Annotated in this window: 12 protein-coding genes; 7 read left to right on the forward strand and 5 right to left on the reverse strand. The window is 62.0% G+C overall.

Features of this window, described 5'->3' with window-relative positions; translation table 11 throughout:
- Nucleotides 1-15: 15 nt before the first annotated feature.
- Together ACYU81_RS07255 and ACYU81_RS07260 are read right to left on the reverse strand one after the other, a co-directional pair.
- A complete protein-coding gene (locus tag ACYU81_RS07255; RefSeq protein ID WP_460987030.1) occupies nucleotides 16-366 on the reverse strand; it encodes a TadE/TadG family type IV pilus assembly protein in 351 nt (116 codons plus the stop codon).
- 53 nt (nucleotides 367-419) lie between these two features.
- Entirely contained in the window at nucleotides 420-977 is a 558-nt protein-coding gene (locus ACYU81_RS07260) for a TadE/TadG family type IV pilus assembly protein (protein ID WP_460987031.1), read from the reverse strand.
- A gap of 147 nt (nucleotides 978-1124) precedes the next feature.
- Between ACYU81_RS07260 and ACYU81_RS07265 the strand changes: the two genes are divergently transcribed.
- Entirely contained in the window at nucleotides 1125-1616 is a 492-nt protein-coding gene (locus ACYU81_RS07265; RefSeq protein ID WP_449474493.1) for a membrane-like protein, read from the forward strand.
- Here the strand turns inward: ACYU81_RS07265 and ACYU81_RS07270 are convergent.
- Entirely contained in the window at nucleotides 1613-4024 is a 2412-nt protein-coding gene (locus tag ACYU81_RS07270; protein WP_460987032.1) for a ligase-associated DNA damage response DEXH box helicase, read from the reverse strand. The two genes, ACYU81_RS07265 and ACYU81_RS07270, sit on opposite strands and share 4 nt — an antisense overlap.
- A 162-nt stretch (nucleotides 4025-4186) precedes the next feature.
- On the opposite strand from ACYU81_RS07270, the gene ACYU81_RS07275 reads away from it, so the two are divergent.
- Together ACYU81_RS07275 and ACYU81_RS07280 are read left to right on the forward strand one after the other, a co-directional pair.
- Nucleotides 4187-5512 carry a cystathionine gamma-synthase family protein gene (locus ACYU81_RS07275; protein ID WP_449474495.1) on the forward strand — a complete coding sequence of 442 codons (1326 nt, stop codon included), beginning with the start codon at nucleotides 4187-4189 and terminating at the stop codon, nucleotides 5510-5512.
- Complete coding sequence (locus ACYU81_RS07280) at nucleotides 5509-6444, forward strand: 2-hydroxyacid dehydrogenase (RefSeq protein WP_460987033.1); 936 nt, start codon at nucleotides 5509-5511, stop codon at nucleotides 6442-6444. Before ACYU81_RS07275 ends, ACYU81_RS07280 begins: the two co-directional genes overlap by 4 nt.
- 58 nt (nucleotides 6445-6502) lie before the next feature.
- On the opposite strand, the gene ACYU81_RS07285 is transcribed toward ACYU81_RS07280, so the two are convergent.
- Nucleotides 6503-7177, reverse strand: a complete 675-nt coding sequence (locus ACYU81_RS07285) for an HAD family hydrolase (protein WP_460987034.1) — start codon at nucleotides 7175-7177, stop codon at nucleotides 6503-6505.
- Nucleotides 7178-7275: 98 nt separating this feature from the next.
- On the opposite strand from ACYU81_RS07285, the gene ACYU81_RS07290 reads away from it, so the two are divergent.
- From ACYU81_RS07290 to ACYU81_RS07305, 4 genes are read left to right on the forward strand one after another with little or no spacing between them, the layout of a single operon-like run.
- The gene (locus ACYU81_RS07290) at nucleotides 7276-8385 is read left to right on the forward strand and encodes an MlaE family lipid ABC transporter permease subunit (RefSeq protein ID WP_460988132.1); all 1110 of its coding nucleotides are present in this window, start codon (nucleotides 7276-7278) and stop codon (nucleotides 8383-8385) included.
- On the forward strand, nucleotides 8385-9257 hold the full coding sequence (locus tag ACYU81_RS07295; protein ID WP_460987035.1) for an ABC transporter ATP-binding protein: 873 nt from the start codon (nucleotides 8385-8387) through the stop codon (nucleotides 9255-9257). The genes ACYU81_RS07290 and ACYU81_RS07295 overlap by 1 nt, the downstream gene beginning before the upstream one ends.
- Before the next feature lie 4 nt (nucleotides 9258-9261).
- A complete protein-coding gene (locus tag ACYU81_RS07300; RefSeq protein ID WP_460987036.1) occupies nucleotides 9262-10224 on the forward strand; it encodes an MlaD family protein in 963 nt (320 codons plus the stop codon).
- A gap of 11 nt (nucleotides 10225-10235) precedes the next feature.
- Nucleotides 10236-10850 carry an ABC-type transport auxiliary lipoprotein family protein gene (locus ACYU81_RS07305; RefSeq protein WP_460987037.1) on the forward strand — a complete coding sequence of 205 codons (615 nt, stop codon included), beginning with the start codon at nucleotides 10236-10238 and terminating at the stop codon, nucleotides 10848-10850.
- Between the two features lie 47 nt (nucleotides 10851-10897).
- Here ACYU81_RS07305 and pepN read toward each other — a convergent pair whose 3' ends face one another.
- Nucleotides 10898-13498, reverse strand: coding sequence for an aminopeptidase N (gene pepN / locus ACYU81_RS07310; protein WP_460987038.1), 2601 nt, complete (start codon nucleotides 13496-13498; stop codon nucleotides 10898-10900).
- Between the last annotated feature and the right edge of the window lie 137 nt (nucleotides 13499-13635).

The raw sequence follows: 13635 nt of genomic DNA on the forward strand, positions 1-13635 counted from the left end.
GTCAGCTCCTCGGCTTTAGCTCGTGACATAGGCTCTGCGCGTTTCGGACAGCGCGATCGTCTTGCTGCCGAGCAGGAAGTTGATGGTGACATTGTAGCCCATCGTTATGGTGACATAATTGGGCTTCGAACTGGTCGTGAACGTGACGGTCGGCGCAACGATGTTGGCCGAGTTCATCCCGAACTGCTTTGACGCTATTCTTGCCTGTATGTCGGCCTCACTCGGCTTGGGCCACGTCGTTGCATAACGCGCGGCATCCTCGACAGTGCTCCTGAGCCCAGCCTGCGCATAAAAGAGTATCCCGAGCGCCGGAATCCCGATCAGCATGCCCAGCAGGACAGGCGCTACAAGCGCGAATTCGAGCACACCGGCGCCACGGCAATCGCACGCAAGCTGATGAAGAAGGCGAAAAAACCGTGTCATTGGATTCTCAGAACCCCCGTCGCCGATATCGGCACGACGCCATTCGAGTTGGCCAGCATCTTCGCCAGCGAACCCAGCGCAAAGGATGGCGTGAAGGTCGTTGAAATCTGAATCTGCGTGTAGCGCGCTGTTTCGCCAGAGGCGCAGGGATTGGCATTGGTGGTCCAGGTTGTTGCCGTGCCCCCGCACTCAAGTGTCTGGGTGACTGTAACGGCACTGGTCGGCACATTCGCCTGCGCTGCCGCCTGCGCCTGAATGTCGGTTGCGACAACGTCGGTCCCGCCCATCCATGACATCTCCAGACCGCGATTGACGGCTTGTTGGATTTTCATCTTGGCCGCGCCGTAACGGGCCGCATCGACCGTGCCCATGAGGATGATGGCCAGGAATGGCGCGACCAGCGCCGTTTCTACAAGGGCGATGCCTGATGTGTCGGCCCGGAAAGCGGTCAACAACGCCCGGACGGACGCCCGATCGGCGGCAGACGTGGGGCAACGCGGCGAACCAGCGCTCGCCTCACTGCCCAACAATCGGCCAAATATAGAAGGACGCATTGAAAATCCCCTTCGCTCGGGGATTTTCTACTCAACACATGCTGTTCATTTGCCTAAACAACATGGTTAATCATCTGCTAAGATGCTGTTTATGCTTCGGTATATATCCGAGGGTATATTAATTAACAGTAAAGAGGCGAGGGAAATATGAAGGCATGGCTGTTCGTTGCAGGCGCTCTTCTGCTCGCGGGTTGCGGCCGGAAGGAAGACATGGGTGAACATCGTGCGAAAGATACGCCAGTCGCGGAAACGCCCATTTTGAACCAGCAGGCGGATCATGACGAACCAGCAAATGTCGCTGACGCGCCAACCCCGCAACCTCCCCCGGAAAGAGTGAACACCGCACCGCTCAGCAACGAAACGCGCTATCGCGCTCTGGGAACCGAACCCTTTTGGGCGGTAACGGTCAAAGGCTCGGTTGCCACGCTGGAGCGCCCGGACAAGGCGCCCGTTCATGTCTCCGTCAACCGGACGGATGACGGTCGCGCCGTGCGGTATCTGGCGGACGGATTTTCGATGACCGTGACGGACGGACCATGCAACGACGGCATGAGCGATGCGCATTGGGCCGATCGCGTCGCGCTGTCTTTTGGCGAAGGAACTTTGAAGGGCTGCGGCGGAGTGCGCGAAGACTTCTAATCCGTCCGCATCGCCTCTGCCACCAGCGCTTCGGCCTCCATTAGCAAGGCATCTTCGGCCGCCGCCTGCGCGACCTGTTCGCGGCCGATCAGGATCAGCACCGGCACCGCCAGCGGGCTTACTCTATCCAGATCGATATGCAGCATCGTTGCCGATGCCCGATCGATCAGGTCTCCCAGCCGCCCGACATCCGTCATGCGCGCGCGGGCGTCGGCCCAGGCAGCCTTCAACAGCAAATGATCCGGCTGATATTTGCGCAGAACGTCATAGATGAGGTCGGTCGAGAAAGTGACCTGTCGCCCGGTCTTTCGCTTGCCAGGATGCTGACGCTCGATCAGGCCAGCTATGACCGCGACGTCCCGGAAAGCGCGCTTCAACAGGCTCGATTGTTCGACCCATTCGACAAATTCATGATCCAGAATGTCGGCGGAAAACAGGCTCTGCGGGTCCGTCACGGGTTTGAGCCCGTAGACGGCGAGCGCATAGTCATTGGATACGAAACCCAGCGGCATCAAACCCTGCGCATCCATCCGGCGGGTGAGCAGCATGCCGAGCGACTGATGCGCATTCCATCCTTCAAAACTGTAGCAGATCAGATAATGCCGCCCCTCGTGTGGGAAGGTTTCAATCAGCAGCTGCCCCGGCTCCGGCAGGGCTGAGCGATATTTCTGCACCTCCAGCCACTCCCGCACATCATCGGGAAAGCGGTGCCATTCCTCCGGCTCGGCCAGAAAATGCCGCACCCGGTCGGCTAGCCGCGTGGACATTGCCATCCGCGTCCCACCCCATGCCGGGACCCGCGCCTGCTTCGACGTCGCGCGCACGACCAGGTCGGTGACATCCATCCGCACCACCTCCAGCGCAAGACCTGAAAAGAAGAAGCTGTCGCCGGGCCTCAGCGTCGCGGCGAAACCCTCCTCCACCGTCCCGAGCTTGCGGCCGTTAGCAAACCGGACGTCCAGCACCGGCTGGTCGACGATGATCCCGGCATTCATACGATGCTGCTGAATGAAGCGCGGGTGCGACACGCGCCATATCCCGTCCGCATCATGGGTTAGTCGCTTGAACCGGTCATAAGCGCGCAAGGCATAACCGCCCCCTTCGATGAAGTGCAGGACGTTGGCAAAGCCCTCATCGGTGAGCGCACTGTAGGGGGTGGCTGATCGGATTTCCTCCAGCAACTCTTGTTCCGCGAACGGCGCGGCGCAGGCGAGCGCCATCACATGCTGGGCCAGAACGTCAAGGCTGCCGGTACGAAAGTCATCGGCATCCCGCTCCCCCGCCTCCACCGCGTCGAGCGCTGCCCGCGCCTCTAGATATTCAAAGCGGTTGCCGGGAATGATGATGGCCTCGCTCGGCTGGTCCAGCCGGTGATTGGCGCGGCCGATGCGCTGGAGCAGGCGGGACGATCCCTTGGGCGCGCCCATCTGGATCACGCAATCGACATTGCCCCAATCGACGCCCAGGTCGAGGCTCGCGGTCGCGACGAGCGCGCGAAGCCTGCCATCGGCCATCGCATTTTCCACCTTGCGCCGGGCCTCCACCGACAGGCTTCCATGATGGATGCCGATGGGCAGGTTCGCCTCATTCGCGGTCCACAATTCCTGGAAGATCAGCTCGGCAAGCCCCCGCGTATTGCAAAAGACCAGCGTCGTCTGCCGCCGTTCGATTTCGGTCATCACCTGCTTTGCGGCATATTTGCCGGAATGGCCCGACCAGGGGATGCGCCCTTCCGGAATCAGGATTGCGACATGGGGATCAGCGCCCTGCTCCCCCATGAGCGGCGTCACACTGTTGATGTCACCGTCGGGCGCGAGCCAGGCCCGATAGGCGTCGACATCCGCCACGGTCGCGGATAGCGCGACGCGGCGCAGTCCGGGATTGATCCTCTGCAACCGCGCGAGCGACAGGCTGAGCAGATCGCCGCGCTTTTGGGTGGCAAAGGCGTGGACCTCATCAATGATCACCGTCTTGAGCTGCGCGAACATCAGGAAGCTGTCGGGATAGCTCAAGAGCAGCGATAGCGATTCAGGCGTGGTCAGCAGTATCTGCGGCGGTCGCGCCCGCTGCCGCGCCTTGCGATCCGAAGGCGTGTCGCCGGTGCGCGTCTCGACCCGGATCGGCAGGTCCATCTCCTCGATCGGGGTAAGCAGATTGCGGCGCACATCGACCGCCAACGCCTTCAGCGGCGACACATAGAGGGTGTGGAGACCCTCGGCCGGTTCTTCGATCAGGTCGGCAAGCGTAGGCAGGAACCCCGCCAATGTCTTTCCCGCCCCTGTAGGCGCCACCAGCAGCGCATGATCGCCGACACGTGCGGCTGCCAGCATGTCCATCTGATGACGACGCGGCGACCATCCGCGCGCGGTGAACCATTGCTCCAGCGGTTCGGGAAGGCGTTGGTTCATATCGATAGATGTAGGAACGCGCGCAGCCCCTGTCACGATCCCCGCGCGATGTCATGGCGATAACATAATTGCCGGAATGGCTGATCTCTTTCCCCTCGAAAGGCGTTACACTCCTGGCATCATAAAGAGGCGGCAAAGGCCGCAAACGCAGGAGAAACAGCGATGACCGGCGAGACAGAGGCCGACCTTTCCGGGGCCGAGCCCCCGCGCAAGCGCCGACGCGCCAAGCCAGCCATTATGGAAATCGGTGGACGCAAGCTGAAGCCCGCGACGCTGATGATGGGCCATGGCTATGACCCGATGCTGTCGGAAGGATCGCTCAAGCCGCCCATATTCCTCACCTCCACCTTCGCTTTCGAAAGCGCCGCCGCAGGCAAGCGGCACTTCGAAGGCGTCACCGGGATCAGGCCCGGCGGCGCGGAAGGATTGGTCTATTCCCGCTTCAACGGCCCCAATCAGGAAATCGCCGAAGACCGGCTGGCTGTGTGGGAAGAAGCGGAAGACGCCCTGCTTTTTTCCAGCGGCATGTCGGCAATCGCGACCACGCTGCTCGCCCTCGTCCAGCCCGGCGATGTGATCGTCCATTCCGCGCCGCTTTATGCCGCGACCGAATCGCTGATCGGCCGCATTCTCGGCAAGTTCGGGGTGCAATGGCTCGATTTCCCGGCCGGTTCTACGGAGGAGGAAATCAGCGCGGTTATCGAACGGGCAAAATCGCTCGGCCGCGTCGCGCTCATCTATCTGGAGAGCCCGGCCAACCCCACCAATGTGCTCGTGGATGTGGAGGCGGTCGTGGCCCGCCGTGACCATCTCTTCGCCGGAGAGGCGCATTTGCCTCCGGTTGCGATCGACAACACCTTCCTCGGCCCGCTCTGGCACCACCCGCTGGCCCATGGCGCGGACCTCGTCATCTACAGCCTCACCAAATATGCGGGCGGCCATAGCGACCTTGTGGCGGGCGGGGTTCTGGGGCCAAAAGACCTCATCAACACCATCCGGCTGATGCGCAATACGATCGGCACGATCCTCGACCCGCACAGCGCCTGGATGCTGCTCCGCAGTCTCGAAACGCTGGAGTTGCGCATGAGCCGGGCTGGCGAAAATGCGGCGAAGGTCTGCGCCTGGCTGAAAGACCAGCCGCAGGTGGAAAAGGTCGTCTATCTTGGCTTCCCCGAAACGGAACGTCAGGCGGACATCTACAACCGCCACTGCACGGGCGCGGGATCGACCTTCTCGCTTTATCTGAAGGGTGGTGAGGCTGAGGCTTTCGCCTTCCTCGATGCGCTGAAGATTGCCAAGCTGGCCGTCAGCCTTGGCGGCACGGAGACGCTCGCCAGCCACCCGGCGGCCATGACGCACCTGTCCGTGCCCGCCGAGCGCAAAAAGGCTCTGGCGATCACCGACAATATGGTGCGCATCTCGATCGGCTGCGAGGATGCCGACGACCTGATCGCAGACTTCGCGCAGGCGCTGCAGGCCGTGGGATGAGCGGCAGTCGACCTTTAGTCCTGGTCGGGCAGCCACTGCTGGCGCCGTTGCTGAATATCCTTTCACCCTTCTACGACGCCCGGCCGCTGTGGGAGGAGGAGGCCCAGCGGCAAGCCGATGCCAAGGCCATGGTCTGGGCTGGCGAATTCCCGCTTTCCGTGGCTCTGCTCGACGCCATGCCGCAGCTCGGTCTCATCGCCTGCTTCACCGTCGGCTATGACGGCATCGATCTGGAAGAGGCGGAAAGGCGCGGCATAGCCGTCACGCATGGCGCGGATGCCAATGCCGAGGACGTTGCGGACCATGCGATCGGCCTGATGCTCGCGCAGCGGCGTGCGATCGTAGAAGGCGACCGGCAATTGCGCGCGGGCCTTTGGACAGCAGAATCAGACCGGCTTACCCGTTCCATGAATCAGACCCGGCTTGGCATCGTCGGTATGGGGCATATCGGGCAGGCTGTCGCCCGGCGAGCGGAAGCGATGCGGATGCAGATCGGCTGGTGGGGTCCGCGCGACAAGCCCGGCTTGCCCTGGCCGCGATCCGAAAGCCTGAAGGCTCTGGCACAGGACAGCGACATATTGCTGGTCGCGGCCCGCGCCGACAGCAGCAATCGTGGGATGATCAGTGCCGGCGTCATGGATGCAATCGGTCGCGACGGGCTGCTCGTCAATGTCGCGCGCGGGCAATTGGTGGATGAAGAGGCCTTGAGGCAGGCTTTGCGTGAGGGAAGACTGGGCGGAGCGGCACTTGATGTGTTCCGGCAGGAACCTACCCCCGCCGACATCTGGAAGGACGTGCCCAACTGCGTCCTGACGCCACATATCGGCGGAGCCACGCAGGAAGCAGTCGCGCGCATGGCCGCGATGGTACTGGCGAATCTGGAGGCCTTCTTCGCGGGAAAAGCTCTACCCAACCGGGTCCGTTTTCACTGAGCCTGCACCTAGAGCATGATCCGAGCCAGCAGATGATGCCATCTGCTTCGAAAATGCTCTACGCCCAGTCCACCCGCGTCCACCCGCGCTTCGCCGCCAGTCTGGCGAGCGGCTTATGCGGATTGGAAGCGAAAGGCATGTCGGCGAACTCCAGCATGGGCGCATCGGACACATGGTCGGAATAGGCCCGGATCTGCGCATGGTCACGGTCGATCGCTTCCGCCGCCATCCACGCCTTGATCATCCGCAGCTTGCCGGTGTCGTAGCAATTCTCGCCCGCAATTTTCGCGCGCACATAACGCAGGTCCTGGCTCAAATGGTCGGTCGCGATCACCGCGTCGAACCCCAGCCTGCGGGCGATCGGCTCCACATACAGGCGGTAGGATGCGGTGGCGAGCACCAGCCGGTATCCATCGGCCCTGTCCCGTGCGATCTGGTCGAGGGCGCCCATGCGGACATTGGTCGCAACAACCTTCGCGGCATAGCTTTCAACATGCGGCATCAACTTGGCGCGCTCGACATTGAAACCGATCATCAGCGCCTGATTCAGCTCCTTCAGTCGCTGCCGACTGATGAGCCTCATCACATAGGCGAGCATCAGCAGGATGACGCAGGGCAGCAGCACCAGCCGCCATGGGGCCAAGCCTTTTGAAACATGTATCAGGAAGCCCGTATAGGTGCCCGAAAAGGTCACCGTGCGGTCCATATCGTATATTGCCAGACGGTGCGTCATGCCGTTTCCGAAACTTTTGCGCCTTGCTATCGTTCTACCGTGCGGATGGGCCGTTTCGGCTTGCCGTGCAACCGATAATGGACCACTAAACCGCCTTGATGAACAAAGCCGCCGATCTTGCCGAAGAAACGCGCGATGGCGGTGCTGTCATTCGGCTTCTCGGGCATTTTTCCATTGCCTGCCTGGGCGATCTGCCCGCCCGCCTCGACGCGGTGGCGGGGCCGGTCGCTGCCATCGACCTGTCCGGCATCGACCATATGGACACGATCGGCGCCTGGACGGTCCACCGTACCGCGAAAAGGCTGAGTTGCGAGCTTACCGGCAGCAATGAAGATGCGCGACGCCTGATCGAGGCCGTAGGAAAGCTGGACGAGCCGGTCAACATCAGGCCCGACTATGTTCCCCCTCTTCAGCGCGTCGTCGGCCAGATCGGCGAAGCGGTGGTCAACTCCTTCACCACGCTTCTCGGCCTCCTTGGCTTTTTCGGCGCGACCTTGGTCGCGAGCTGGAACGTCATCCGGCATCCCAGCAAGTTCCGTGTCAACGCCGTCGTGCAGCGGTTCGAGGTCGTCGGCGTCTCCGCGCTCGGCATCATCGGCCTCATGAGCTTCCTGATCGGGATCGTCATCGCCCAGCAGGGATCGGTGCAGTTGCGCCAGTTCGGCATGGAGATGCTGACGATCAACCTCGTCGGCCGCCTGACCTTCCGCGAACTCGGTGTACTGATGACGGCGATCATGGTCGCGGGCCGATCCGGCTCAGCCTTCGCCGCGCAGCTCGGCACGATGAAGCTGACCGAGGAAGTGGACGCGATGCGCACCATCGGCGTGTCGCCCATGGAGGCGCTGGTGCTCCCCCGGACGCTGGCGGTTGTCATCATGATGCCGCTGCTCGGCTTCTATTCCTCCATCGTCGCGGTAATCGGCGGCGGGTTCCTGTGCGCCGTCTCGCTGGACATCCCGCCGATCACCTTCATCCAGCGGTTGCGAGAGGTGGTGCCGATCACAGACCTTTGGGTTGGCCTGCTAAAGGCTCCCGTCTTCGGTATCATCATCGCGCTTTCCGGCTGCTTCCAGGGGATGCAGGTGAAGGGCAACGCTGAGGAAGTCGGGCTGCGAACCACGGCTGCCGTTGTCCAGGCGATCTTTTTGGTGATTGTGATCGATGCGTTTTTCGCTGTCTTCTTCACTTGGCTAGGGTGGAACTGATGGCCGAGGAAGAAGAAGCGGCCGCCGAAGAGGCGCGCGTCGACAATGCCGTCGCAAAAAGCGAGATCGCCATCTCCGTCAGGGGCCTTAAGAACAGCTTCGGCGATCAGGTCGTGCATGAAAATCTCGACCTCGACGTGCGCAAGGGCGAGATATTGGGCGTCGTCGGCGGCTCGGGCACCGGCAAGTCGGTATTGATGCGCTCGATCATCGGCCTCCAGACACCTGACGAAGGCGAAATCCACGTATTTGGCGAATCGATGATCGGCCGCCTGGATGACGAGGCGCTGGCCATCCGCAAGCGCTGGGGCGTGTTGTTCCAAGGCGGCGCGCTCTTCTCCACCCTTACGGTGGCTGAAAATGTCGAGGTGCCGATCCGCGAATATTATCCCAATATCGGGCCGCAACTGCGCGACGAGATCGCCGCCTACAAGATCCGGCTGACGGGTCTCCCCGCCGAAGCTGGTCCTAAATATCCCGCCGAGCTTTCAGGCGGCATGAAGAAGCGGGCGGGCCTAGCCCGCGCGCTGGCGCTCGACCCCGACCTGCTGTTTCTTGACGAACCCACTGCCGGGCTAGATCCGATCGGCGCAGCGGCCTTCGACGATCAGACGCGCAAGCTTCAACAGACGCTTGGCCTCACCGTCTTCCTCATTACCCATGACCTCGACACGCTATATTCCATCTGCGACCGCGTAGCGGTGCTGGCGGACAGAAAGGTCATCGCGGTCGGCACCATTGATGAACTATTGGCGACCGATCACCCTTGGATTCAGGAATATTTCAACGGTCCTCGCGGCCGCGCCGCGACGGCGGCCGTGACCCGCGAACGGGAAAAGACGGCGGCACAGCCATCGGACGGAAGGCGATAATATAATGGAAACCCGCTCCAACCATGTGCTGGTGGGCACGGTCACATTGCTGCTGCTGGCGGCGATCATGGTCGCCGCCTTCTGGTTCTCTCGCCTCTCCGAAGGCGACAACATGGAATATGACATCTTCTTCAAACAGTCGGTGAACGGCCTCGCCAAGGGGTCGAGCGTCAATTATTCCGGCGTTCCTTCCGGACAGGTCGAAAAGATCGAGCTGTGGAAACGTGACCCCAGCTTCGTAAAAGTGCGCATTTCGGTGAAGGAAGGCACGCCCGTTCTTCAAGGCACCACCGCCACCATCGCGGGCGTCGGCTTCACCGGCGTCAGCGAGATCGTGCTGGACGGCGCCGTAAAGGGTGCGCCGCCCATCGGCTGCCCCGAGGAAAATCCCCTGTCCGCCTGCCCCGACGGTATCCCGGTCATTCCGACCAAGCCAGGGGCGCTTGGCGAACTGTTGAACAACGCGCCGCAACTGCTGGAGCGACTCTCAACCCTGACCGAGCGTCTGACCGAACTGCTGAACGACAAGAACCAGCAATCGATCGCGGGCATCCTCGCCAATGTCGAACGCGTATCGGGCGCCCTCGCCGATCGCAGCCCGGAGATTGCAGCCACCCTTGCCGAAGCGCGCATCGCGGTCCAGCGCACGGGCATAGCGGCGGAACAGATCGGCAAGCTCGCCGCTACCACGGACTCGATGCTGACCGACGAAGGCAAGCCGCTGATGGCCGACTTGCGCAAGAGCGTGCAGTCCGCGACCCGCAGCATCGAAACGCTCGACAAGACGATCGCCGAAGCACAGCCGGGCGTGCGCGCGTTCAGCAACCAGACCATGCCGGAAGTCAATCAGCTGGTCCGCGACCTGCGGGAAATGTCGCGCGCCTTCCGCGGCGTTGCCGAAAAACTCGATCAACAGGGCGCGGGGTCGATCGTTGGATCGCCCAAACTGCCCGATTACAAGCAATGAGAGGGACAGCGATGACGTTCCACAAGAAGCCTGCCGCCCTTCCCCTCATGCTGGCGCTCGCCGCAGCGCTGTCAGGCTGCGTTTCCTTCGGCGGGAAGCCGCCGGAACGGCTGCTGTCACTTGACGCGGCGCAGAAGGTCGCTCCGGGCACGCTCCGCAGCGCCACCGCAGGGACAACCATCACCGTTGCCGACCCGGAGGCGCCCAAGCTCCTCGACACCGTACGCGTTCCGGTGCGCACGTCGCCCACATCGATCGCCTATGTCACCAAGGTGCAGTGGGCCGACACGCCGCGTCACCTGTTCCAGAAGCTGCTGTCCGAAACCATCGCCGCGAGCAGCAACCGTATCGTGCTAGATCCCGGTCAATATTCGGCAGATGCGGGCCAGCGCCTGATGGGTGACTTGGTCGATTTCGGCCTGGATGAAGCAAGCAACAGCGCGGTGGTCACCTATGACGCTATCCTCGCGGGACCCGGCGGCACCGCGATCGCGCGCCAGCGGTTCACGGCGAGCGCCCCCATAGGTGGCAAGATCGATGCGACGACCATTGGCGCTCCGCTTAACAGCGCAGCTAACAAGGTGGCTGCCGACGTCGCGGCATGGCTGGCGGCCAGCGGGCGCTAAGGGACGACACGCCATGCTGAACCTGTATCGGCATGGCGCATTCCGCCTTAGTCGAGGCTCTTGCTCACCTGCTCGGTAACGTCCTTCGACAGGCCCGGTTGACCCAATATTCTCTGTAACTCGCCGCGCATCAGGGCAGCCCTTCCCTCGTCGAAACGCCGCCACCGCCCCAGCGGCGGCACCAACCGCGCTGCGGTTTGCGGATTGAGCTTGTCGAGCGCGATGATGCAGTCGGCAACAAGTCGATAGCCCTTGCCCGAACGGTGATAGAACGCCCACTGGTTACCGGCGAACGCGCCAAAAAGCGAACGGACCCGGTTGGGATTGGCCAGGGTGAAATCCGGATGCCGCCCCAATTCCTCCACCAGATCGACGGTATCAGGGTGGGAAGCAAAAGCCTGCGTCTGGAACCACTTGTCGAGCGTCAGCGGATCATCCCGGTAGCGGTTATAGAAAATGTCGAGCGCCGCCTCCCGCTCGTCACTGCGGCCGTTGGCAAGGGTCGCGAGAGCCGATTGCCGCTCCGTCATGTTATCGGCTTCATCAAATTGGGAGAAGGCCAGCCCCGCTGCATCGGCCGCGCCTGAAGCGACCAAATAGACCAAGGCGCCGTTGCGCAGCTTGCGCGCGCCCTTCGCCGCCGAGGACAGCGAAAAGCCGTTCGCCCTGTTTCGCGCGTGCACGTCGCGCCAAAGGGGCTCCAACTCGCGGCCGATCCGGCGCTGCAACGCATCGCGTGCCTCATGGATGGCATCCGGATCGACCTGCGCCATCTGATCGCCCAGATAGGCTTCGCTCGGCAAGCGAATGGCTTCCGCGATGAACGCCCCATCAAGATGCGGGTCGGTGACGGTATCCCGGATCGCCGTGACGATTGCCGCCGCGTCCAACGCCTGTCCGGCGACATGGCCAACCAAGGCATTGACCATCAACTGCTGCATCGCTTCATAGCGGGCGAAGGGATCGTCATCATGCGCGGACAGGAAAGCCAGATCGGCTTGGCTCCTGTCTGTTTCGACGATCACCGGCGCTGAGAAGCCACGATTGATGGACAGAATCGGCGCAGCAACACAGTTCTTGAAGGTGAAGCGCTGCTGCTTCTCCGTCAGGATCAACAGCGTCTCGCCCGAACTTCCGCCGCTGCCGCGATCGAACAAGGCTGTCCGAAGCGGGAGGGCGAACGGAAGCTTTTCCGGCTGGCCCGGCGTCGGCGGCGTGCTTTGCTCCAACAGCAGCTCAGCGGTCTGGGTAACGGGGTCATGCGTCAGGCTCGCCCGGACATGCGGCGTTCCGGCCTGCTCATACCAGCGGCGGAACTGGGTAAGGTCCACCCCGCCCCCCTCTTCCATCGCCCGGACGAAATCCTCGCAAGTCGCCGCCTCGCCATCGTGCCGCTCGAAATAAAGGTCGGTCGCGGTGCGGAAGCGATCTGGCCCCAGCATCAGCGCGATCATCCTGATCAGTTCAGCGCCCTTGTTGTAGATGGTCGCCGTATAGAAGTTACTGATTTCCATGTAGGATTCCGGCCTGACCGGATGGGCTAGCGGACCTGCATCTTCCTGAAACTGCGCCGCGCGCAGCACCCGCACGTCCTCGATGCGCTTGACCGCCTCGCTACCCATGTCCGCCGAGAAGTTCTGATCGCGAAAGACGGTGAACCCTTCCTTCAACGACAACTGGAACCAGTCCCGGCAAGTGACGCGATTTCCTGACCAGTTGTGGAAATATTCATGCGCCACCACCCCTTCGACGCCGTCATAATCGGCATCCGTCGCGGTCTCGGGATCGGCCAGAATGTAGCGCGAATTGAAGATGTTAAGGCCTTTATTCTCCATCGCACCGAAGTTGAAGTCCGCCACGGCGACGATGTTGAAGACGTCCAGGTCATATTCGCGGCCATAGACGCGCTCGTCCCAAGCCATGCTGTTCTTCAACGCCTGCATGGCGTGGCGCGTGCGCGGCAAGTCGGCTTCCTTCACCCAGATGCCCAACTTCACCTCGCGTCCGCTCATCGTCACGAAGCTGTCGCTGTTGCAAGCAAGATCGCCAGCAACCAGCGCGAAGAGATAGCAGGGCTTGGGATATGGATCGGTCCATCGTGCCCAATGCCGCCCGCTGGAAAGTTCGCCCCGCCCGACCGGATCACCGTTGGAAAGCAGGATCGGATAGCGCGCCTTGTCAGCCTCCATTCGAACGGAATAGCGGGAGAGGATGTCCGGTCGATCCGGGAAGAAGGTGATCCGACGAAATCCTTCCGCCTCACATTGGGTGCAAAGCAGCCCGCCGCTGGCATAAAGGCCCATCAGCTTGCTGTTGTGCTCCGGAGCAAGCTCTACCAGTGTTTCCACCTGATGAACCCCGCCCGAAAGCGGGATAATCAAGGTGCCGCCGTCCATCTTCCACTCGTCAGGGCCGAGGGCGCGGCCGTCCACCTTTACTTCGACGGGCGTCAGTTCATCTCCGTCCAGCCTTAGCGCGCGATCATGCGCACCATTGCGGCTAACGTTCAGCCTTGCCCTTACCGTCGTGCGCGCGGGGTCCAAAAGGAAGTCCAGCTCAATCTCGGGGACGAGCCAGTCGGGCGGCCTATAGTCCTGACGTCGAACGACAATGGGCGCGGAAGCATTTGCAGATTGTATGTCAGCCATCGCGGCAATCTAAAGCATTTTCCAGGCAGGTGGTATCACCCGCTGGCCCGGAAAATGCGGAAAACAAGAGTTAAACCGAGCATTTCCGAGGCAAGGCGGCGTGCCTGCCGACTCAGACAGCGCCGCAATAAAAATAG

Source organism: Sphingobium sp. TomTYG75 (genome assembly GCF_054771635.1).

Excerpts from the sequence above, each read along its gene's own strand:
- ACYU81_RS07305 (WP_460987037.1), top strand. The coding sequence starts at position 10,236 with ATGACGTTCCACAAGAAGCCTGCCGCCCTTCCCCTCATGCTGGCGCTC.
- ACYU81_RS07270 (WP_460987032.1), bottom strand. The coding sequence starts at position 4,024 with ATGAACCAACGCCTTCCCGAACCGCTGGAGCAATGGTTCACCGCGCGC.
- ACYU81_RS07290 (WP_460988132.1), top strand. The coding sequence starts at position 7,276 with ATGAACAAAGCCGCCGATCTTGCCGAAGAAACGCGCGATGGCGGTGCT.
- ACYU81_RS07265 (WP_449474493.1), top strand. The coding sequence starts at position 1,125 with ATGAAGGCATGGCTGTTCGTTGCAGGCGCTCTTCTGCTCGCGGGTTGC.
- pepN (WP_460987038.1), bottom strand. The coding sequence starts at position 13,498 with ATGGCTGACATACAATCTGCAAATGCTTCCGCGCCCATTGTCGTTCGA.
- ACYU81_RS07300 (WP_460987036.1), top strand. The coding sequence starts at position 9,262 with ATGGAAACCCGCTCCAACCATGTGCTGGTGGGCACGGTCACATTGCTG.
- ACYU81_RS07260 (WP_460987031.1), bottom strand. The coding sequence starts at position 977 with ATGCGTCCTTCTATATTTGGCCGATTGTTGGGCAGTGAGGCGAGCGCT.
- ACYU81_RS07295 (WP_460987035.1), top strand. The coding sequence starts at position 8,385 with ATGGCCGAGGAAGAAGAAGCGGCCGCCGAAGAGGCGCGCGTCGACAAT.
- ACYU81_RS07280 (WP_460987033.1), top strand. The coding sequence starts at position 5,509 with ATGAGCGGCAGTCGACCTTTAGTCCTGGTCGGGCAGCCACTGCTGGCG.
- ACYU81_RS07275 (WP_449474495.1), top strand. The coding sequence starts at position 4,187 with ATGACCGGCGAGACAGAGGCCGACCTTTCCGGGGCCGAGCCCCCGCGC.
- ACYU81_RS07285 (WP_460987034.1), bottom strand. The coding sequence starts at position 7,177 with ATGACGCACCGTCTGGCAATATACGATATGGACCGCACGGTGACCTTT.